The sequence below is a fragment of the Pseudomonas putida genome (assembly GCF_026625125.1).
Taxonomy (GTDB): Bacteria; Pseudomonadota; Gammaproteobacteria; order Pseudomonadales; family Pseudomonadaceae; genus Aquipseudomonas; species Aquipseudomonas putida_X.
This window is the reverse complement of record NZ_CP113097.1, coordinates 1,628,951-1,648,307: the sequence shown is the minus strand read 5'-3', so window position 1 is coordinate 1,648,307 and position 19,357 is coordinate 1,628,951. Positions and strand designations below refer to the sequence as shown.

The following is a 19,357-nucleotide window of genomic DNA, read 5'->3' as shown; positions in this document are numbered from 1 at the left end:
GCGGCAGCGTTGTGCCGCGACAGGCCTGCATGCATGGCAGCCCCAAAGAACCACAAGCAAAAAAAATCCCCGACCTAAGCCGGGGATTTTTTCATTACGCCAGGATCAATCTTCGCGGTAGCGACGCAGCTTCAACTGCTTGCCAGCCACGCGGGTGTCCTTGAGCTTGGTCAGCAGGCGCTCGAGGCCGTCTTCCGGCAGCTCGATCAGGCTGAAGCTGTCACGCACCTGGATGCGACCGATCGCATCACGGGCCAGGCCACCTTCGTTGAGGATCGCACCCAGCAGGTTCTTGGCAGCGATACCATCACGGGCACCCAGCGCGGTACGGCAACGCACGCGACCTTCGGCCAGCGGCAGTGGCGCACGACGCTCGCGCTCACCACGGTCGCTACGCTCGGCACGGTCACCACGCTCCGGGCGCTCACCGCGCGGTGCGAAGCTTGGTACCAGCGGCTGTTCGCGCTCTACCGCTGCCAGGTCCAGCGCCTGGCCATTGGTGGCCTTGCGCAGCAGGGCTGCGGACAGGGCACGCGGGCTGCAACCCAGGGCTTCGGTCAGGCGGTCGAACAGCTCACCGTGGGTGGCTTCTGCTTCGGCCACCAGCGGCGCCAGGCTCGAGGTCAGCTTCTTGATACGCGCATCCAGCACGGCCTGAGCGTTCGGCAGGCGCGCCTCGGCAACCTTCTGCCCGGTAACGCGTTCGATGACCTGCAGCATGCGGCGCTCACGCGGGGTGACCAGCAGCAGTGCACGGCCTTCGCGACCGGCACGGCCGGTACGGCCGATACGGTGCACGTAGGACTCTGGGTCGTACGGCATGTCCACGTTGAACACGTGGGTGATGCGCGGTACGTCCAGACCACGGGCAGCGACGTCAGTGGCGACGACGATGTCCAGGCGGCCGTCCTTGAGCGAGTCGATGACGCGCTCACGCTGGTTCTGGGCGATGTCGCCGTTCAGCGCAGCAGCCTTGTAGCCTTTGGCTTCCAGCGCGGCGGCCAGGTCCAGGGTGGCTTGCTTGGTACGCACGAAGGCGATCAGCGCGTCGAACTCTTCCACTTCCAGCAAACGCAGAACAGCCGGGATCTTCTGGTCGGCGTGGACCATCAGGTGCGCCTGGTCGATCGCGGTGACGGTCTGGGTCTTGCTCTGGATCTTGACGTGCTTGGGCTCACGCAGGTGACGTTCGGCGATCGAGCGGATCGACGACGGCAGGGTCGCGGAGAACAAAACGGTCTGACGGCTGGCAGGGATGGCATCGAAGATCACTTCGAGGTCATCCATGAAGCCCAGCTTGAGCATTTCGTCGGCTTCGTCCAGTACCAAGTACTGCACGGTGGACAGGACTTTCTCGTCGCGACGCAGGTGGTCGCACAGACGGCCCGGGGTGGCCACGACGATTTGCGCGCCGTTGCGGATGGCACGCAGTTGTGGGCCCATCGGGGCACCACCGTATACAGCCACCACGTTAACGCCCGGCATCTGCTTGGCGTAGGTTTCGAAAGCGGTAGCTACTTGCAGCGCCAACTCACGGGTTGGCGCCAGGATCAGGGCTTGCGGTTCGCGCTTGCTCACGTCGATCTTGTTGAGGATCGGCAGGGCGAAGGCAGCGGTCTTGCCGGTGCCAGTCTGCGCCTGGCCGATCATGTCGTGACCGGCGAGGATGATCGGGATCGATTGATGCTGAATAGCCGAAGGCTCTTCGTAGCCAGTGGCTACAACAGCAGCGACGATATTCGGATTGAGATCGAGAGCGGCGAATCCGCCGGTTTCCTGGGTCATGGGTCTGCCTCTATGTGCATCCGCAAAGACCCATGCTCCAAAGCTGCACATGCCTTGAAAGACCAAATGGTCACCCAGGCAGCTCTGGCGGCGGGGATTTGCGAAAACGATTGAAAAAGAAATACTTGGGAAGGTCCGCCTAGCGGACGTGCAGCCGAAGCTGGACTCGGAGGATTTGCACCACCTGATTTTGAGGTCCGCTAAAAGACCGGCGCGTACTATACCCGAATTAATGGAGGGAAGTGTGGAAAATTTTCACGGGCAAGGGGCCAGTACCCGGCCATCAGCGACCAGCGGCTGAAACGTTTATCTCAACCCCCTGGCACGCCCTTCACGTGGCGGGGCGAATCTCCTTGATCAACCCCTCCAGGCTATACCCCAGCTGTGGCGCCAAGGCCGCAGCCCGGCCCCTGAGGCCGTCCAGGTCCAACGTTTGCTCCAGGTCTGCCGGCACCAGCAGGATCACATTGCCCTCCTTCACCGGCAGCTCCCAGTAATGCCGGTGGTACAAGCCGCGCAACAGCGCCGCGCCGAGCGGCCTGCCGTCATCACCGGCCCACTGGTTGATCACCAGCCAACCACCGGGGTTGAGCTGCTTCTGGCAATTTTCCAGAAAGGTCCAGGCCAGATGGCCGACACCCGGGCCGTGGTCGGTGTACAGGTCGACGAACAACAGGTCGGTTTTCTCTGCCGTGGGCAGCAGCTCCAGGGCATCGCCCACCCGCACATACAGGCGCGGGTCGTCGTCCAGGCCCAGGTACTCCATGGCCAGGCGCGGCACATCCGGGCGCAGCTCGATGGCCTCGATGTCTTCCAGCGGCAAGAATTTCATGCAGGCCTGGGTCAGGGTGCCGGCGCCCAGGCCAAGGAACAGCGCGCTTTCAGGCTGCTCGTGGCACAGCGCCCCCACCAGCATGGCGCGGGTGTAGTCGTACTCGAGCCAGCTGGGGTCAGCTGTGAACACGCAGCTTTGCTCGATGGCATCGCCAAATTCGAGGAAGCGGTAATCCTCCACCTCATACACACTGATGACCCCGAAGGCATCCTCGACCCGAGCCAACAGCCGCTCTTCCCGCTCCGTCGCCATGAACCTGCCACCCGCCCGCGCAAAAACGCGCATTGTCCGCCAACGTCCCGGATGCAACAAGCTCAGCGCCAACTGTTACCATGGCAGGCAGCCTATAACCGACAAGACCGAGCCTGTGATGAACCGACCGTGGAGCCCTGACAGCTGGCGTGCCCTGCCGATCCAGCAGCAACCGACCTACCCCGATGCCGCGCATCTGCTCAAGGTCGAGCAGACCTTGGCCAGCTACCCGCCGCTGGTGTTCGCCGGGGAGGCGCGCGAGCTGCGCCGGCAGTTCGCCGAGGTCACCGAAGGCCGTGCCTTCCTGCTGCAGGGCGGCGACTGTGCCGAGAGCTTCGCCGAGTTCTCTGCCGCGAAGATCCGCGACACTTTCAAGGTGTTGCTGCAGATGGCCATCGTCATGACCTTCGCCGCCGGCTGCCCGGTGGTCAAAGTCGGGCGTATGGCCGGGCAGTTCGCCAAGCCACGTTCATCGGGTGACGAAACCATCGGCAATCTGACCTTGCCGGCCTACCGCGGCGACATCGTCAACGGCATCGGCTTCGACGAAAAAAGCCGTGTACCCGACCCAGACCGCCTGCTGCAGGCCTACCACCAGGCCACCGCCAGCCTCAACCTGCTGCGCGCCTTCGCCCAAGGCGGTTTCGCCGACTTGCACCAGGTGCACAAGTGGAACCTGGACTTCATCGCCAACTCGGCGCTGGCCGACAAATACCACCAGTTGGCCAACCGCATCGACGAGACCCTGGCCTTCATGCGCGCCTGCGGCCTGGACAGCGCCCCGCAACTGCGCGAAACCAGCTTTTTCACTGCCCACGAGGCACTGCTGCTGAACTACGAAGAAGCCTTCGTGCGCCAGGACAGCCTGACCGGCGACTACTACGATTGCTCGGCGCACATGCTGTGGATAGGCGACCGCACCCGCCAGCTCGACGGCGCGCATGTGGAATTCCTGCGTGGGGTGCACAACCCTATCGGGGTCAAGGTTGGCCCCAGCATGAACCCCGAAGAGCTGATCCGCCTGATCGACACGCTCAACCCGGCCAACGACCCGGGGCGCCTAAACCTCATCGTGCGCATGGGCGCCGGCAAGGTCGGTGAGCACCTGCCCGGGCTGATCCGCACCGTCGAGCGCGAGGGGCGCAAGGTGCTGTGGAGTTCGGACCCGATGCACGGCAATACCATCAAGGCCAGCAGCGGCTACAAGACCCGTGACTTCGCGCAGATTCTCGATGAGGTGAAGCAGTTCTTCCAGGTGCACCAGGCCGAAGGCAGCCATGCCGGTGGCATTCACATCGAGATGACCGGGCAGAACGTCACCGAGTGCATCGGTGGCGCACGCCCGATCACCGAAGATGGGCTGTCGGATCGCTACCATACGCATTGCGACCCACGCATGAACGCCGACCAGTCGCTGGAGCTGGCGTTTCTGATTGCCGAAACCCTCAAGCAGGTGCGCCGTTGAGGTAGGTGCCGGCCACAGCCTCTTCAGCACCAGCAAGACCGAGCGCCGCATGTGCGGCGCATCGCCCCCTCACCTGCGCAGCGGATCATCCCAGAATGGCCGCTCTGCCTCCTGCTGGATATCGGCCCGGCTCAACCCCAGATCCTGCAACGTCGCATCGCTGAGACTGGCCAGTTCCCGGCGCTGGCGGTACAGCTCCAGCCAGCGAGCCGGACGCTGCAAGGCAGCATGCCACAGGTGCTTGAAGGAGAAGGCAGGGTGTTGAATGCTGCTGACATGACCTTTCATCGTGAAGCCCTCCGTGTTGATGGCTTCAGTCTCACGCCAGGCTTAAGATCAATCCAACGAATGTTTCTTATGCCATGCATCTAGGAGATTGATGCAATGTCCCACTACCAGAGCCTCGATGCTGACGTGCTACGCACCTTCGTCGCCATTGCCGAGCAAGGTGGATTCACCCGTGCCGGCGAAGTGGTCAACCGCACCCAGTCGGCCGTCAGCATGCAGATGAAACGCCTGGAGGAAGACGTCCTGCAGCGCCAGTTGTTCGAGCGCGACGGCCGCCAGGTGCGCCTGACCGCCGAGGGCCAGGTACTGCTGGGCTACGCACGGCGCATCCTCAAGCTGCATGGTGAAGTGTTCAACACCCTACGCATGCCGCACATGGTCGGGCTGGTGCGCATCGGTACACCGGACGACTACGCCATGCGGTTCTTGCCAACCATCCTGTCGAGTTTCGCCCAGGCCTACCCGCTGGTGCAGGTGGAGGTGCATTGTGATTCGTCGAAACACCTGATGCTGCGCCAGGACCTGGACCTCACCATCGTCACCCGGGAGCCCGGCAACGAGGTTGGCCAGTTGCTGCGCCAGGAACGCCTGGTGTGGGCCGCCGCCGACAGCTTCTGCCCACAGGAGCAACGGCCCATGCCGCTGGCGCTGTTCAACACCGACTGCTTCTGCCGCGCCTGGACCTGCAATGCCCTGGAGGCCCAGGGCATCGACTACCGCATTGCCTACACCAGCCCCAGCCTGGCGGCGATCTTCGCCATCGTCACGGCAGGGCTGGCAGTGACCGCGCAGTTGCAGAGCCTGATCGGCGGCAATATCCGCATCCTGGGCGAGCAGGACGGCTTGCCTGAGCTGCCCATGGCCAACGTGATGCTGCTGCGCAATCCACAAAACCAGTCACCGATCACCGATTGCATGGCTGACTACATCATCGAGGGTTTTCAGTGATGGCCAGTGCACACGCCAACCGCTAAAGCTCGAAGCCCAGCATCACCGCACACACCACCAAAAACACACAAAACATCGCCCGCAGCACCTTCTCCGGCAACGCATGGGCCAGCCGCACTCCCCAGCTGATACTGAGCAGGCCGCCTACCGCCAACGGTAGCCCCACGCCCCAGTCGACACTGTGATGCACGCCATAGGTAAGCAAGGTGACCATGGTGCTCGGCGCTGCCAGTGCCAGGGACAGCCCTTGCGCCACCACCTGTGTGGCGCCGAACACACTGGTCAGGATCGGCGTGGCCACCACCGCCCCGCCCACCCCGAACAAACCGCCCATGGTGCCGCTGAAGCAGCCCAGCACACCCAGCCAGGGCCAGGGATGGCGCAGCTCGGCGCTTGCCGGAGCGGATTTGATGAACATGCGCACCACGTTCCACAGGGCCAGCGCCACCAGAAAGCCGACAAAGCCCAGGCGCATGGCCTGCGCATCGATACCCACGGCCCAGATCGAGCCCAACCAGGCGAACACCAAGCTGCACACCGACAACGGCACGGCATGGCGCAACTCGATGCGGTTACGCTGGTGATAGCGCCACAGCGCCAGCAGCACGTTCGGCACCACCATCACCAAGGCCGTGCCCTGGGCCAGTTGCTGATCGAGCCCGAACAGCACACCCAACGCCGGGATGGCGATCAACCCGCCGCCAATACCGAACAACCCACCCATGGTGCCCAAGGCTGCGCCCAGCACGATATACAACAACCACTCGATCATCAGGGCCTCATCCGCCTGCGTTGACAATACGGGCATGCTAACGATTGCGCTCTGGCGGGGAAACGCACAGCAACGCACAATGGCTGTGCGATTTATGCAAAAGCAAGGCAGCCATGAGCCCAGATACCCTTACCGACCAACTGAGCCTGTTTCTCGATGTGCTGGAGACCGGCAGCTTTTCCGCGGCCGCCCGGCGCCATCCACTCACCCCCTCCGCCGTCGCCCGGCGCATCGACAGCCTCGAGAGCGCGGTGGGCAGCCGCCTGTTCACCCGCAGCACCCATGCGGTGCGCGCCACGCCTGCTGGCAACGCCTTCGCCGAACGCGCCCGGCGCATCATCGAGGAGCTGCGCCTGGCGCGGGCCGAGGCCGTGTCACTGAGCAGCGCTCCGGAGGGGTTGATACGTATCGACGCCCCTGCAGCTTTCGGCCGCCGCCACCTGGCGCCGGCCATTGCCGACTTCCTGGTGGCCTACCCCGGCCTGGATGTTCACCTGCGCCTGATCGACAGCTTCGTCGACCTGCACGGCAGCCACCTGGGCGAAGTCGACCTGGTGCTGCGTGCAGGCCCCCTGGCCGATACCCGCCTGGTCGCCACACCGCTGGCCTACATGGTCCGCGTCGCCTGCGCCAGCCCCGCCTACCTGGCCAGCCGCGGCATACCCGCCTGCCCCAGCGCACTGCCCGATCACGACGGGCTGGACTGGGACGGCCTGGCCCCACCCTTCGCCTGGCGCTTCGAGGTCGATGGGCAATCACGGCTGTACCGGCCCTCACGGATGCGCATGGCCGCCAACAATGCCGAAACGCTGCTGTTCGGCGCGCTTGCCGGGCTGGGCATTGCGCACCTGCCTACCTGGCTCATCAGCGACTACCTGCTGCGTGGCGAACTGGTGCCCCTTTTTTGCGACAACGGCCTGCCTGCGGCAGAGACCAGCGGTATTTATGCGCTGCGCCTGGCACATGAAACGAACTCTCGCAGCCGCTTGCTGCTCGAATTCCTCAAGAGCCGCTTCAGCCCGATCCCCCCATGGGACCTTGCATTACGAAGTGAGCTGCGATGGCAATGAGCGCGCAAACCTTCAGCGTGCTAGATTTCTCCATTGATCATATTCAAGGACCTGCATGAACGCCGACACCCAAGCTTCTTGCGACGAGCTGCTGCTGGACAACCAGGTCTGCTTCGCCCTGCACTCCACCTCGTTGCTGATGACCAAAGTCTACAAGCCACTGCTGCAGGCCTTGGGCCTGACTTACCCGCAGTACCTGGCCATGCTCGTGCTGTGGGAACAGGACGGCCTGACCGTGGGCGAGATCAGCCAGCACCTGCTCACCGACCCCGGCTCGCTCACGCCATTGCTCAAGCGCCTGGAAAGCGAAGGCCTGCTCAAGCGGACCCGTAGCCGCGAGGATGAACGGGTGGTGCTGGTGCAACTGACCGACAAGGGGCGCGCGCTGCAGCAGCAGGCCAAAGAGGTGCCGCAATGCATTCTCAAGGCCAGCGGCCGCAGCCTGGAGCGTCTGCAACAACTGCAGGCCGACCTGCTGGAGTTGCGCGACAGCCTGCAAAAGAACCTCTGACGGCTATGCTGTGCAATGCCCGTTCGGACGAGCGGTGAAGATTTATCTTGCGCGCAAACTAATTGCGCGCTAATTTAAATCCCGTACCCACCCGATGCCCCCCCGCCTGATGCGGGGCGCACAGCACACTAGCGAGGCTCAAAATGCACAAGGTCACTCCGCTGTACATCGCAGAAGCCACCTCCACTGGCGGTCGCGACGGTAAATCCCGCTCCAGCGACGGCAAGCTGGAAGTCAAGCTGAGCACCCCCAAGGAACTGGGCGGCGCGGGCGGTGACGGCACCAACCCCGAGCAGATGTTCGCCGCCGGCCATTCGGCCTGCTTCATCGGCGCACTGAAGTTCGTCGCCGGCCAGGAGAAACAGCAACTACCTGGCGACGCTTCGATCACCGCCAAGGTGGGCATTGGCCAGATTCCTGGTGGCTTCGGCCTGGATATCGACCTGCACATCAACCTGCCAGGCCTGTCCCAGGCTGACGCAGAAGGCCTGGTGGAGAAGGCGCACCAGGTGTGCCCTTACTCCAATGCCACCCGCGGCAATGTGGATGTCAGGCTGCATGTGACGGTCTGAATACAGGTATAAAAAAACCCGGCCGAGGCCGGGTTTTTTGTGCACATCACAAGAAGGATTACTTCTTGGAACGGCCCTTGAAGCTGTTGTCGCGAGTGTCGATGTCGATCCACTCGTCGATCTGGATGAAGTCGGCAACCTGGATCTCGGTACCGTTCTTCAGCTTGGCAGGCTTCATCACCTTGCCCGAGGTGTCGCCACGCGCAGCGTTCTCGGTGTAGACAACCTGACGGCTGATGGTGGTCGGCAGCTCTACCGACACCAGACGGCCTTCGAAGAACACGGCTTCGCAGATGTCTTCCATGCCTTCTTCGATGTACGGCAGAACGGCGTCGATGTCTTCGGCGTTCAGTTCGTACATGGTGTAGTCGGTGGTGTCCATGAAGGTGTACGAGTCACCGCTGATGAACGACAGGGTCGCTTCTTTGCGATCCAGGATCACGTCGTCCAGCTTGTCGTCCGCACCGTAAACGGTTTCGGTCTTGTAGCCGGTCAGCAGGTTTTTCAGTTTGGTCTTCATGATCGCGCTGTTGCGACCCGATTTGGTGAACTCGGCTTTCTGAACCAGCCACGGGTCGTTGTCGATCCGCAGTACGGTACCGGGTTTCAGTTCTTTACCAGTTTTCATTACGAAGTATCCGAATCTGGATGGATTTATAAAAATCGAGGCCGCATATCATAGCCAATTTCGGTAAAACTGTACCAGCGCCTTGGCGAGGTCCGGCCGAGCGGCTTGGCGCGCCGCCCATTCACGGGCATGCCGCTGCAGTTCCGGCCAGTGTTTACGGGCCCCTTGCCAGGCCTGGTGCATGTCGTGGTTCATGTTCCAGGCGCGCCACAAGGCCACCATCGCCTCGCCGGCAGCATCCGACAGGCCCTGTCGATAAAGCCCGAGGAACGCGTCTAGCTTTTCCCAGTGGGCGTTTTCCTCTTGCACGTAGATGTGCCACAGCATCGGCCGGCCGGCCCATTGCGCGCGCACGAACGAGTCCTCGCCACGCACGGCATTGAAGTCGCAGCACCACAGCAGGCGGTCATAGTCGTCCTGGCTGACGAACGGCAGGATCTGCACCGTCAGCGCCCCCCGCTGAAACACATCACCGACCTTCAGCCCCGACTCGCCCAGCCAATTGGCCAAGTCCGGAAGAATCCGGCCTTGCGGTACCAACAGTTGGGTGGCACAGGTGTCCGTGGCCAATGCATCGAGCCAGCTGCCCAATTGTGGGTTTTCATAGGCGAACAACGAGGCCAGTTGCGCGCCGGCCTGCACGTCTACACCCAAGCCCTGCAGGAAGGCGGCTCGCGCCTGTGGCGATTGCTCGAAGGCCTGGCGCTGCGCCAGCAACGCAGCCTCGCGTAGCAGCCCGCCAGTTTTCTCGGTAAAGCCTGGGAAGAAAAATACCTTGCGCAGGCCATTGGGCTGCGGCGACGGCAAGCCGTGGCAGCCTTCCACCCAGTCTTCGGCACTGAGGTAATCGAGGTTAAGCCATAGGATCGGCTTGGCACGTGCGCGCATCGCTTCGACGTACTGTACGGGCAACTGGCAGGCGAAGGCACCGATCACCACATCGGCGGGCGCTACCGGCTGCCACTCGCCAGGCCAGGCGCGCACCTCCACACCCTGCTGCCATTGCTGTGCGGCGCTGGCGTCGGCGCCTGGGCACAGGGGCACGAAAGCCCCCAGGTCGTCTACCCACAGCCGCACCGCCAGCCCATGCTCGGCCACCAGCTGCCGGGCCAGGCGCCAGGTCACGCCGATATCACCGTAGTTGTCCACGACACTGCAGAAAATGTCCCAGGTGACCTTCATGTGCCCTGCCCTCGCCCTGCGCAAAATCACGAATTCTGCGGTTAAATTGTCGCTGACAAAAGCACCAACGCTGAAAAAGCGCCCGACGCCATGCCACAATGGCCCTCATAACGCCTGCCAGGAGGCCGCCATGCCCCGCCATCGTGAACTGCAAATAACCCTCAAGCCGGTGCAGCTGACCCTGTGCGTGGCGCTGGGCCTATGGCTTGGGGCCGTGGCCATCGCGCTGAGCCTGTGGCTGGCCGTGCACCTGTGGCCCGAGCAGGTACAGCCGGTGGCACAGGCCGTCGCCCCGGCCCTGGCCCGGCCAGCGGCCCCACCTGCGCAACCGGCGGATGCGCAAAGCGAGGAGATGTTCGAGCGTTACAAGGCCATCCTGCACAAGCAGGAACTGCAACAGGCGGCCGAGGCCGCGCAAGGCAACCCGCGCAACCTCAACAGCCCCAAGTGCCAGTTCTGGCTGTCGCAAAACCGCACCGCGCCGACCGACAAGAGCCAGGCCAACGTGCTGGAGTTCTGTTACTGATGATGAACAAGGCCACCCTGCTCACGCGTATCGTTGCAGCCCTGGAAAGCGACATGGACGTATTGCGCCGCGCAGCGCAAACCGCCTACGAAACCGCCACCGCCGAAGAAAACATCGCTGAAAACAAATACGACACCCTTGGCCTGGAGGCGTCCTACCTGGCCACTGGCCAGGCGCGGCGCACGGCCGAGATTCGCCAGGCACTGCTGATCTACCAGCAGTTGGTGCTGCGCGACTATGACCCGGCGCGGGGGGTACAGATCGGCAGCCTGGTGACCTTGGAAGATGAAGCGGGGGCTCAGCGGCAAGTGTTCCTGGGGCCGGAGGCGGCCGGGTTGAAGATTGGCGAGGGGGACGCCCTGGTGACGGTCATTACCCCCCGCTCACCGCTAGGCCAACAGTTAATCGGTAAAAAGGTCGATGACGAGGTTGGCCTTGGAGCGCAACTGTTCTTCATCATCGAGGTTGCCTGAACCGGCCCCATCGCCGGCAAGCCGGCTCCCACAATGACAGCGCAGCCCGCGAGTTCCGGCGCTGTATCTGTGAGAGCAACTGTCCTGCTCAACGTCCAAATGCTGGCACGCTCCAGGTGGGAGCCGGCTTGCCGGCGATGGGGCCGGCCCTGCCAACGGCCGCCTAACCGGCAAGGGCATCGAATGTGCGGGCCAACCCAGCATCAGCGAACTGCTCTTGCACAAACTCGATGAACGCCCGGGTCTTGCCGGGCAGTAGCTTGTGCTCGGCATAATACAGGCTGATGTACCCATCATCCACATACCAATCCGGCAACACCCTCTGCAGCTGGCCCGCCTGCAGGTAAGGCACGGCGAACGGCAGGCTGACCAATGCAATGCCCAAGCCCTGCTGGGCTACAGCGCACGCTGCATCAGAGTCACTCATGGTCATCGCCTGGCGCAACAGCAGCGGCTGCTGCGCTTGCCAACGGCTGGTCAGCGGCCATGATCGCACGCGGCCGGTCTGCGGTGAACGAATCAAGATGCCGGCATGGCGCTCCAGCACCTGCGGGTCGTCAATGACCGGATGCTGGCTCAAGTACCCAGGGGCTGCCACCAACACACGATGGGCAGGGGTCAGCCGGCGCGCCACGACCCCCAGTGGTAACTCGAAACCGCCGCCAATCGCAGCGTCGAAACCTTGGCCGATCAGGTCTACCTGACGGTTGTCGAAATGCCAGTCCGGGGTGATCGCCGGGTAGCGCCGCAAGAATTCACCCAGCAGCGGCAATACATACAGCCTGCCGAATACCGTCCCCATGCTCACCCGCAACAGCCCCGCCGGCTGGCCTTCAGCGCTGGCCAGGTTGGCCACGGCGTACTGGATGGTACGAAAACTGTCACTGACCTCCCCTAAAAACCGCTGCCCGGCTTCAGTCAAGGTCAGCTTACGGGTACTACGCTGGAACAGCCGCACACCGAGGCGTGCTTCCAGTTGGGCGACATGCTTGCCCACCGCCGCGGGGGTGATGCTCAAACGGCGCGCCGCCTCGGCGAAGCTGCCCACCTCGGCGCTGCGGATGAAACACTCAAGGGCGTTGAACGACTCCAGTGCCATGATTACCAACCAAAGGTTTACTCTGATATTAGTGATTGCCATCTTATCAGCAGGTAATCATCGGTCGATACTGCACCCATCCAAGGCAGTCGGCCTTGCTTCCAGCAGGAGATCAGCATGTCCAAGCAACTCACTCTCGAAGGCAAAGCAGCCCTGGTGCAGGGCGGCTCACGCGGTATCGGCGCTGCCATCGTCCGCCGCCTGGCCCGTGAAGGCGCGCAGGTCGCCTTCACATACGCAAGCTCCGAAGGCCCGGCCAACGACCTGGTAGCAGAAGTCATAGCAGCAGGCGGCCAGGCACTGGCACTGCGCGCAGACAGCGCAGACGCCGCCGCAGTGCAGCTGGCAGTGGACGACACGGTAAAAGCCTTCGGCCGCCTCGATATCCTGGTCAACAATGCAGGCGTACTGGCCGTGGCGCCGCTGACCGAATTCGACCTGGCAGACTTCGACCGCACGCTGGCCATCAACGTGCGCAGTGTGTTCGTCGCCAGCCAGGCCGCCGCCCGCTACATGGGCCAGGGCGGGCGCATCATCAACATCGGCAGCACCAATGCTGAACGCATGCCGTTCGCTGGCGGGGCACCGTATGCCATGAGCAAGTCGGCATTGGTCGGGCTTACCAAAGGCATGGCACGCGACCTGGGGCCACAGGGCATCACCGTGAACAACGTACAACCGGGGCCGGTGGATACCGACATGAACCCGGCCAGCGGCGAGTTTGCCGAAAGCCTGATCCCTCTGATGGCGATCGGCCGTTATGGGCAAGTGGATGAAATTGCCAGCTTCGTGGCCTACCTGGCGGGGCCTGAGGCGGGTTACATCACCGGAGCGAGCCTGACTGCCGACGGCGGCTTTGCGGCCTGATCGAATGCCTCGCCCGCTGGCGTCCAGCCTGAACCGCCCAGATACTGGACGCCACATACCCTTGCCCGCTCCGAGATCTTCATGCCCTCCCCAACCTTGAGCCGCGCCCTGATCCTGCTGATGGCCACCGCCACCGGCCTGGCCGTGGCCAGCAACTATTACGCGCAGCCGCTGCTGCACAGCATCGCCGAACAGTTCGGCCTGAGCACTGCCAGCGCCGGCAGCATCGTCATCGCCGCCCAACTCAGCTACGGTGCGGGCCTACTGCTGCTGGCGCCTTTGGGCGACCTGTTCGAGCAGCGCCGCCTGATCGTGATCATGTCGGTGATTTCCACCCTGGGCCTGGTGATCAGCGCCTGCGCCCCCAACCTGTCCTGGCTGCTGCTGGGGACGGCGCTCACCGGGCTGTTCTCGGTGGTGGCGCAGATCCTCGTGCCCATGGCCGCAACCCTGAGCGAGCCGCATCAACGTGGGCGCGCGGTGGGCACGCTGATGAGCGGCCTGCTGCTGGGCATCCTGCTCGCGCGCACCGCTGCCGGCTTCATGGCCGAACTGGGTGGCTGGCGCAGCATCTATGTGCTGGCCGCAGTGCTGATGGCCGTCACTGCCATTGCCCTGTACCGCAGCCTGCCGCAACACCACAGCCATGCAGGGCTCAAGTACCCGGCACTGATCGGCTCGGTATTCCGCCTGTTCATCGAGGAGCCGTTACTGCGCCTGCGCTCGCTGCTGGGGTTGCTGGCCTTCAGCCTGTTCGGGCTGTTCTGGACGCCGCTGGCGTTTCTGCTGGCGCGTGAGCCTTATCATTATTCCGATGCGGTGATCGGCCTGTTTGGCCTTGCCGGCGCGGCGGGTGCGCTTTCGGCCAACTGGGCCGGCCGCCTGGCTGACCGTGGCAAAGGCTCGCTGGGCACCACCGTGGGCCTGGTAGCGCTGTTGTTGGCGTGGATACCGCTGGGCTTCGCGCAAAGCTCGCTACTGGCCTTGCTGCTCGGCGTACTGCTGCTGGACCTGGCCGTGCAACTGGTGCATGTGAGCAACCAGAATGCGGTCATCGCCTTGCGCCCCGAAGCACGCACCCGGCTCAATGCCGGTTACATCACCTGTTATTTCATCGGTGGCGCGCTAGGCTCCTTGCTGGGCACACAGCTGTTCCAGTACCAAGGCTGGATGGGCATCGTGACGGCGGGGCTTGCGATCGGGGCACTGGCACTGCTGGTGTGGGGGTGGGCCGAACGCACGCGCAAGCGCGCCGCGAACGCCGGTGCGGCATGACACCGCAACCCTCCGTCGCCTGCCCGTTGACTTGCCCGCCGCCCCGGCGCTTCAGTAGGTGTTGATCAAAACCCCTTTCACTGACAGGACGACTCAATGACAAGACTCACGGTGCAATCCGGCGATTTCTTGCAAGGTGAAGGCGAGTATCGCAATGGATCGCTCACACTCAAGACCCCGCGCAGCCCCTCGCCTGGCGAGCGGATTTCTCTTACCCGCATCAGCGACCTGCGCCTGGCCAGCCTGGAATCCAATCGGAACCTGGGTACCGCCCTCGGCTGGGGCATGGCCGGCGCCCTGGTGGCTGGCCCAGTGGGCCTGCTGGCTGGGCTATGGCTGGGCGGCAAGGAGGAAGAAGCCACCTTCCTGGCGACCTTCAAGGACGGCCGCAAGCTGATGGCCAGTACCGATGGCAAGACCTGGTCCAAGATCGACGACAGCTGGCGCCAGCATCGGCACCCGCCCGCGGGGGATTGAACAACGTCAGGCGTACGGGGTGATACGCGCCTGATAACATGAGCGTTTTTTGACTGCACGGGCCCATTCGCGGGCTTACCCGCGAGTGGGCCCGTGCGTGCTCACCGCTCAAGGACCCCAGCATGCCCCTGCCCCACCCCCGCCTGCCCCTGAGCCTGCTCAGCCTGGGCCTGGCCCTGCACAGCCCCCAAGGCCTGGCCCAGGACAGTGTCACACTCGCCCCGGTGCAGGTATCCGACACCTACGGCAACGACGGCTATCAAGTAACCGACGCTGCGGTAGGCGGGTTTCAGGCAGCCCCCCTGCTCGACACCCCGGCATCGGTCAGTGTTTTCAGCCAGCAACTGATCGAAGACCGCCAGGTACGCACACTCAGCGAAGTGCTGCACAGCGATGCCTCGGTCGGCGAGAGCTACGCCCCGATCGGCTATTACGAAAACTTGAACGTGCGCGGCTTCGAGCTCAATGCCGCCAGCAGCTACCGCATCAATGGCCAGACCATCGCCGGCGAACAGAACGTGGCGCTGGAGAACAAGCAGCAAGTCGAACTGCTCAAGGGCCTGTCGGGCCTGCACAGTGGCGTGTCGGCGCCCGGCGGGCTGATCAATTACGTGACCAAGCGCGCCGAGGATGTGCGCAGCGTAACGGTATCGACCAACGAACAGGGCGAGCGATACCTGGCCACCGACCTGGGCGGCTGGTTTGGCAGTGAGCGGCAGTTCGGGCTGCGCGCCAACCTCGCCCACGAAGACATCCGCTCCTACGTCGACCATGCCGACGGCAAGCGCGACTTTGCCTCGCTGGCGTTCGATTGGCAGATCAACCCTGATGCCACCTTGCAGCTCGATGCCGAATACCAGCACCGCGAACAGCGCTCGGTACCGGGTTATCAACTGCTTGGCGGCAGCGAAGTACCCCATGGGATCGACCCGGACGACCGCCTGGCCTACCAGCACTGGGCCAAGCCGGTACAGAACGATTCACTGAACCTGGGCGGGCGTTTCCAGTACCGTTTCAACGATACCTGGAGCGGCACACTGAGCGCCTCGCGCAGCAAGGTCGTCATCGATGACTACAGCGCGTTCGCCTGGGGCAGCGAAGACGGCTGGCAGTCTCACTTCAGCCCAGAGGGCGACTACGACATCTACGACTTCCGCAGCCCTGACGACACCCGCCGCACCGACGAAGCGCAAGCGATGCTCGACGGCCGCTTCGACGCGCTCGGCGTGAGCCATGAACTGACGGTGGGCGCCAGCGCTCAACGCCGCACGCTGGATCAACGCCCCTACTACAACCAGCTGGTCGGCAGCGGCAACATCTACACCGGCGCGCCCGCCGTAGCGCCCTCGGACCTGCCGGTCGGTGCCAGCGAGCGGCGCCTGGACAGCCGCCAGTACGGCCTGTTCATCAACGACCGCATCACCTTCAGCGAACAGTGGCAGGCCGTGCTCGGCGCCCGTGAAGTGCGCCTGGACGAAAAAACCTGGGACGAAACGGGCCTGGCCGGGCGCCATACCCGGCAATACCAGTTGCTGCCCAATGCCGCGCTGATCTACAAGCCGCGCCAGGACACCACCGTGTATGCCAGCTACTCCAAGGGCCTGTCCGCAGGGGGCACCGCGCCTTGGTATGCCAGCAATGCGGCAGAAATCCTTGCCCCTACCCTCTCGCATCAGCTTGAGCTGGGCATCAAGCGCGACTGGCAGGGCATGAGTTTCAGCGCCGCGCTGTTCCAGATCCGCCAGGCCTATCAATACGCCCGCCCTGAAGACGACGGCAGCTTCACCTATGTACAGCAGGGCCAGCAGAAGAACATCGGCCTGGAGCTGGGCGCCAGCGGCTGGGTGACCTCGAACCTGCAGGTCCAGGCCAGCGCCGCAGCGATTCGCGCCCGGGTGAAAAACAGCGGTACCGATGCCTACGAAGACCACCAGGCGATCAACGTGCCGCGCCTGCGTGCCGCCCTGCAAGCCGACTACAGCCTGCCGGTCCCGGGCCTGGCGCTGCTGGGCGGGGCGCGATACAGCGCCAGCAAGTATGCGAGCCAGGCGGGGAATGTACAGGTCGGGGGCTATACCGTGTTCGACGTGGGGAGCCGCTATCGCACGCGTATCGGGGGCTATGACACCGTGCTGCGCCTGACCGTGGACAACGTGTTCGACAAGCGCTACTGGCGGGATGTGGGGGACTACCTGGGGGACAACTACCTTTTCCAGGGCGCGCCCAGGACCGCACGCGTGTCGGCCGTGGTGAGCTTCTAGGGCAGCTGGTCGCAATGGGGTGCTGGCAGGGGCGCACATGCCCCTGCGCGCCCCGCTGGGGCAAAAACCCCAGCAAACAAAAAGCCCCCAGGCTTTTCAGCGTGGGGGCTCTTCGTAGAATGTGGCGGTGAAGAAGGGATTTGAACCCTTGATACGATTTCTCGTATACACACTTTCCAGGCGTGCTCCTTCGACCACTCGGACACTTCACCGTTTCTCTTCAAGCCATTCAGCCTGTCGAGGCGCGCTAATTTAGTAGAAGACCTTTTCTTTGGCAAGCATTTTTTTCAGTTTTTTCATGCATTTAAGCCAAACCACGGAAAACCCCAGGCTGCCAGGGCAAAGCTGCCAATCTCGCCAGCGCTTTTACCGCAACCGCACGCCCTGCCCTGATTGCGCAAGGCATCAAGGCCGGTCGCTGACTGGCTGGTCAGCCTTGCTGCTTTACCTGGCCCGCAGCGCTGGGTAACGTCGTCGCCACGCCCCCTAAAGGACTCTAGCCATGAGCGAGCTGATTACCTACCACGCCGAAGACGGCATCGCCACCCTGACCCTCAACAACGGCAAGGTCAACGCTATCTCGCCGGATGTCATCACGGCCTTCAACGCGGCCCTGGACCGCGCCAAGGAAGATCGCGCCGTGGTCATCATCACCGGCCAGCCGGGCATTCTGTCTGGCGGCTACGACCTTAAAGTGATGACCGCAGGCCCCAAGGAAGCCATCAGCCTGGTCACCGCCGGCTCCACCCTGGCCCGTCGCCTGCTCTCTCACCCGTTCCCGGTGATCGTCGCCTGCCCCGGCAACGCCGTGGCCAAGGGCGCCTTCCTGTTGTTGTCCGCCGACTACCGCATCGGTGTCGAGGGGCCGTACAAGATCTGCCTGAACGAAGTGCAGATCGGCATGACCATGCACCACGCCGGCATCGAACTGGCCCGCGACCGCCTGAGCCGCGCAGCCTTCCAGCGCTCGGTGAACAATGCCGAAATCTTCGACCCGCATGGCGCGATGCAAGCGGGCTTTCTCGACAAGGTGGTGCCGGCCGAGCAGCTGCATGACACCGCGCTGGCCGCTGCGCGTGAATTGAAGAAGCTGAACATGCTGGCGCACAAGAACACCAAGCTGAAGGTGCGCAAGGGCCTCCTGGACGCCCTGGATGAGGCCATCCAACTGGACCAGCAGCCAGTGGGTTGACCCTCAGGCCCTCTGGCCGTCACGCCGCCCAGAGGGCCATTGGCGCGAACCCAAGGTTTGCCCAACCCAGTGCACAGCCGTACACTGCACCGCGACTGTCTGGTGTGAGCCAAACCATGCTTTATTGCCTTCGCATGCTCCTGCTGGCGCTGCACTTCCTGCTGGTCGGGGCCATTGGCCTGCTGATCGGCGTGCTGCGCCCCTTCAACCGCGACAACAGCCGCATTTTCGCCCGCCTTTACAGCCTGCCGGCCACCCGGCTGCTGGGCATCGAGGTCAAGGCCGAAGTCGGCCCGCTGGCTGACCAGCCACCCGGCTGTGTGATCATCGCCAACCACCAGTCCAACTTCGACCTGTTCATCCTCGGCCATGTGGTGCCCCGGCGCACGGTCGCCATCGGCAAGAAAAGCCTCGGCTGGATCCCACTGTTCGGGCAGTTGTTCTGGTTGGGCGGCAATGTGCTGGTGGACCGCAAGAATGCTTACCAGGCGCGCAAGGCCATGCAGGTGACCACGCGTATCCTGCGTGACGACACGTCGATCTGGATCTTCCCTGAGGGCACGCGCAACCCGTCAGACCAGTTGCTGGCGTTCAAGAAAGGCGCCTTCCACATGGCGCTCGAGGCGGGCGTACCGATCGTGCCGGTGTGCGTCAGCCGCTATGCGCGCCGTTTGGGGCTCAACAGCTGGCGACGCCGCACGGTGATCGTGCGCTCACTGCCGCCGATCGCTACTGAAGGGCTGACCCAGCAAGACCTCCCGGCCTTGATCGAGCAGTGCCGCGGGCAGATGCAGCAGTGCATCGACCACATGGAAGGCGAGTTGGCCAAGCGCTAGGTTGCCCTCAGCGCCCCTACGGCCCAAGCTGTACATCGTGTGC

19 protein-coding genes, 1 tRNA gene and 1 pseudogene are annotated in these 19,357 nt (G+C 63.6%); 13 read left to right on the top strand and 8 right to left on the bottom strand.

Annotation, left to right across the window (positions count from 1 at the left end; translation table 11 throughout):
- Nucleotides 1-105: 105 nt before the first annotated feature.
- Nucleotides 106-1,819, bottom strand: a pseudogene (locus tag OSW16_RS07555) (DEAD/DEAH box helicase).
- Between the two features lie 297 nt (nt 1,820-2,116).
- Complete coding sequence (locus OSW16_RS07550; protein ID WP_267821989.1) at nt 2,117-2,872, bottom strand: spermidine synthase; 756 nt, start codon at nt 2,870-2,872, stop codon at nt 2,117-2,119.
- A gap of 118 nt (nt 2,873-2,990) precedes the next feature.
- Here OSW16_RS07550 and OSW16_RS07545 point away from each other — a divergent pair, with 118 nt between their 5' ends.
- Nucleotides 2,991-4,337 carry a class II 3-deoxy-7-phosphoheptulonate synthase gene (locus OSW16_RS07545; RefSeq protein ID WP_267821987.1) on the top strand — a complete coding sequence of 449 codons (1,347 nt, stop codon included), beginning with the start codon at nt 2,991-2,993 and terminating at the stop codon, nt 4,335-4,337.
- Nucleotides 4,338-4,406: 69 nt separating this feature from the next.
- Here the strand turns inward: OSW16_RS07545 and OSW16_RS07540 are convergent, their stop codons facing one another.
- Nucleotides 4,407-4,625 (bottom strand): DUF1127 domain-containing protein, encoded by a 219-nt coding sequence (locus tag OSW16_RS07540; protein ID WP_241802986.1) that lies wholly within the window; start codon nt 4,623-4,625, stop codon nt 4,407-4,409.
- Between the two features lie 96 nt (nt 4,626-4,721).
- Here OSW16_RS07540 and OSW16_RS07535 point away from each other — a divergent pair, with 96 nt between their 5' ends.
- Nucleotides 4,722-5,573, top strand: coding sequence for a LysR substrate-binding domain-containing protein (locus tag OSW16_RS07535; RefSeq protein ID WP_267821984.1), 852 nt, complete (start codon nt 4,722-4,724; stop codon nt 5,571-5,573).
- Between the two features lie 22 nt (nt 5,574-5,595).
- Here OSW16_RS07535 and OSW16_RS07530 read toward each other — a convergent pair whose 3' ends face one another.
- A complete protein-coding gene (locus OSW16_RS07530; RefSeq protein WP_267821983.1) occupies nt 5,596-6,345 on the bottom strand; it encodes a sulfite exporter TauE/SafE family protein in 750 nt (249 codons plus the stop codon).
- A 113-nt stretch (nt 6,346-6,458) separates the two neighbouring features.
- Between OSW16_RS07530 and OSW16_RS07525 the strand changes: the two genes are divergently transcribed.
- The 3 genes from OSW16_RS07525 (at nt 6,459) to OSW16_RS07515 (ending at nt 8,498) form a co-directional block, all read left to right on the top strand.
- On the top strand, nt 6,459-7,415 hold the full coding sequence (locus tag OSW16_RS07525; protein ID WP_267821981.1) for a LysR family transcriptional regulator: 957 nt from the start codon (nt 6,459-6,461) through the stop codon (nt 7,413-7,415).
- Nucleotides 7,416-7,470: 55 nt separating this feature from the next.
- Nucleotides 7,471-7,926, top strand: a complete 456-nt coding sequence (locus tag OSW16_RS07520) for a MarR family winged helix-turn-helix transcriptional regulator (RefSeq protein ID WP_012313381.1) — start codon at nt 7,471-7,473, stop codon at nt 7,924-7,926.
- Nucleotides 7,927-8,069: 143 nt separating this feature from the next.
- Nucleotides 8,070-8,498 (top strand): organic hydroperoxide resistance protein, encoded by a 429-nt coding sequence (locus OSW16_RS07515; RefSeq protein ID WP_267821979.1) that lies wholly within the window; start codon nt 8,070-8,072, stop codon nt 8,496-8,498.
- A 58-nt stretch (nt 8,499-8,556) separates the two neighbouring features.
- Here the strand turns inward: OSW16_RS07515 and efp are convergent, their stop codons facing one another.
- Nucleotides 8,557-9,126 carry an elongation factor P gene (efp, locus tag OSW16_RS07510; RefSeq protein ID WP_012271109.1) on the bottom strand — a complete coding sequence of 190 codons (570 nt, stop codon included), beginning with the start codon at nt 9,124-9,126 and terminating at the stop codon, nt 8,557-8,559.
- A 48-nt stretch (nt 9,127-9,174) separates the two neighbouring features.
- Nucleotides 9,175-10,308 (bottom strand): elongation factor P maturation arginine rhamnosyltransferase EarP, encoded by a 1,134-nt coding sequence (gene earP, locus OSW16_RS07505; RefSeq protein WP_267821976.1) that lies wholly within the window; start codon nt 10,306-10,308, stop codon nt 9,175-9,177.
- Between the two features lie 130 nt (nt 10,309-10,438).
- On the opposite strand from earP, the gene OSW16_RS07500 reads away from it, so the two are divergent.
- A complete protein-coding gene (locus tag OSW16_RS07500; protein ID WP_267821972.1) occupies nt 10,439-10,834 on the top strand; it encodes a hypothetical protein in 396 nt (131 codons plus the stop codon).
- Between the two features lie 2 nt (nt 10,835-10,836).
- Nucleotides 10,837-11,307: a GreA/GreB family elongation factor gene (locus OSW16_RS07495; RefSeq protein WP_267823914.1), complete on the top strand. Its 471-nt coding sequence runs from the start codon at nt 10,837-10,839 to the stop codon at nt 11,305-11,307.
- 163 nt (nt 11,308-11,470) lie between these two features.
- Here OSW16_RS07495 and OSW16_RS07490 read toward each other — a convergent pair whose 3' ends face one another.
- The gene (locus OSW16_RS07490) at nt 11,471-12,406 is read right to left on the bottom strand and encodes a LysR family transcriptional regulator (protein WP_267821970.1); all 936 of its coding nucleotides are present in this window, start codon (nt 12,404-12,406) and stop codon (nt 11,471-11,473) included.
- 117 nt (nt 12,407-12,523) lie between these two features.
- Between OSW16_RS07490 and OSW16_RS07485 the strand changes: the two genes are divergently transcribed.
- From OSW16_RS07485 to OSW16_RS07470, 4 genes are all read left to right on the top strand, one after another.
- Nucleotides 12,524-13,273 (top strand): 3-oxoacyl-ACP reductase family protein, encoded by a 750-nt coding sequence (locus OSW16_RS07485; protein WP_241802976.1) that lies wholly within the window; start codon nt 12,524-12,526, stop codon nt 13,271-13,273.
- Between the two features lie 81 nt (nt 13,274-13,354).
- Complete coding sequence (locus OSW16_RS07480) at nt 13,355-14,548, top strand: MFS transporter (RefSeq protein ID WP_267821967.1); 1,194 nt, start codon at nt 13,355-13,357, stop codon at nt 14,546-14,548.
- Between the two features lie 96 nt (nt 14,549-14,644).
- On the top strand, nt 14,645-15,025 hold the full coding sequence (locus tag OSW16_RS07475; protein WP_267821965.1) for a hypothetical protein: 381 nt from the start codon (nt 14,645-14,647) through the stop codon (nt 15,023-15,025).
- A gap of 122 nt (nt 15,026-15,147) precedes the next feature.
- Entirely contained in the window at nt 15,148-17,286 is a 2,139-nt protein-coding gene (locus tag OSW16_RS07470; protein ID WP_267821963.1) for a TonB-dependent siderophore receptor, read from the top strand.
- Between the two features lie 122 nt (nt 17,287-17,408).
- On the opposite strand, the gene OSW16_RS07465 is transcribed toward OSW16_RS07470, so the two are convergent.
- A tRNA-Ser gene (locus OSW16_RS07465) sits at nt 17,409-17,498 on the bottom strand.
- A 290-nt stretch (nt 17,499-17,788) separates the two neighbouring features.
- Here OSW16_RS07465 and OSW16_RS07460 point away from each other — a divergent pair.
- Nucleotides 17,789-18,478, top strand: a complete 690-nt coding sequence (locus tag OSW16_RS07460) for a crotonase/enoyl-CoA hydratase family protein (protein WP_241802972.1) — start codon at nt 17,789-17,791, stop codon at nt 18,476-18,478.
- 116 nt (nt 18,479-18,594) lie between these two features.
- Complete coding sequence (locus tag OSW16_RS07455) at nt 18,595-19,314, top strand: lysophospholipid acyltransferase family protein (RefSeq protein WP_267821961.1); 720 nt, start codon at nt 18,595-18,597, stop codon at nt 19,312-19,314.
- Nucleotides 19,315-19,357: the final 43 nt, after the last annotated feature.

What these genes read in the sequence shown, in the direction of transcription:
- OSW16_RS07535 (WP_267821984.1), top strand. Translation starts at nt 4,722, where the DNA reads ATGTCCCACTACCAGAGCCTCGATGCTGACGTGCTACGCACCTTCGTC.
- efp (WP_012271109.1), bottom strand. Translation starts at nt 9,126, where the DNA reads ATGAAAACTGGTAAAGAACTGAAACCCGGTACCGTACTGCGGATCGAC.
- OSW16_RS07480 (WP_267821967.1), top strand. Translation starts at nt 13,355, where the DNA reads ATGCCCTCCCCAACCTTGAGCCGCGCCCTGATCCTGCTGATGGCCACC.
- OSW16_RS07550 (WP_267821989.1), bottom strand. Translation starts at nt 2,872, where the DNA reads ATGGCGACGGAGCGGGAAGAGCGGCTGTTGGCTCGGGTCGAGGATGCC.
- OSW16_RS07530 (WP_267821983.1), bottom strand. Translation starts at nt 6,345, where the DNA reads ATGATCGAGTGGTTGTTGTATATCGTGCTGGGCGCAGCCTTGGGCACC.
- OSW16_RS07475 (WP_267821965.1), top strand. Translation starts at nt 14,645, where the DNA reads ATGACAAGACTCACGGTGCAATCCGGCGATTTCTTGCAAGGTGAAGGC.
- OSW16_RS07545 (WP_267821987.1), top strand. Translation starts at nt 2,991, where the DNA reads ATGAACCGACCGTGGAGCCCTGACAGCTGGCGTGCCCTGCCGATCCAG.
- OSW16_RS07485 (WP_241802976.1), top strand. Translation starts at nt 12,524, where the DNA reads ATGTCCAAGCAACTCACTCTCGAAGGCAAAGCAGCCCTGGTGCAGGGC.
- OSW16_RS07470 (WP_267821963.1), top strand. Translation starts at nt 15,148, where the DNA reads ATGCCCCTGCCCCACCCCCGCCTGCCCCTGAGCCTGCTCAGCCTGGGC.
- OSW16_RS07455 (WP_267821961.1), top strand. Translation starts at nt 18,595, where the DNA reads ATGCTTTATTGCCTTCGCATGCTCCTGCTGGCGCTGCACTTCCTGCTG.
- OSW16_RS07460 (WP_241802972.1), top strand. Translation starts at nt 17,789, where the DNA reads ATGAGCGAGCTGATTACCTACCACGCCGAAGACGGCATCGCCACCCTG.
- OSW16_RS07490 (WP_267821970.1), bottom strand. Translation starts at nt 12,406, where the DNA reads ATGGCACTGGAGTCGTTCAACGCCCTTGAGTGTTTCATCCGCAGCGCC.
- OSW16_RS07515 (WP_267821979.1), top strand. Translation starts at nt 8,070, where the DNA reads ATGCACAAGGTCACTCCGCTGTACATCGCAGAAGCCACCTCCACTGGC.
- OSW16_RS07495 (WP_267823914.1), top strand. Translation starts at nt 10,837, where the DNA reads ATGAACAAGGCCACCCTGCTCACGCGTATCGTTGCAGCCCTGGAAAGC.
- earP (WP_267821976.1), bottom strand. Translation starts at nt 10,308, where the DNA reads ATGAAGGTCACCTGGGACATTTTCTGCAGTGTCGTGGACAACTACGGT.
- OSW16_RS07540 (WP_241802986.1), bottom strand. Translation starts at nt 4,625, where the DNA reads ATGAAAGGTCATGTCAGCAGCATTCAACACCCTGCCTTCTCCTTCAAG.
- OSW16_RS07525 (WP_267821981.1), top strand. Translation starts at nt 6,459, where the DNA reads ATGAGCCCAGATACCCTTACCGACCAACTGAGCCTGTTTCTCGATGTG.
- OSW16_RS07520 (WP_012313381.1), top strand. Translation starts at nt 7,471, where the DNA reads ATGAACGCCGACACCCAAGCTTCTTGCGACGAGCTGCTGCTGGACAAC.
- OSW16_RS07500 (WP_267821972.1), top strand. Translation starts at nt 10,439, where the DNA reads ATGCCCCGCCATCGTGAACTGCAAATAACCCTCAAGCCGGTGCAGCTG.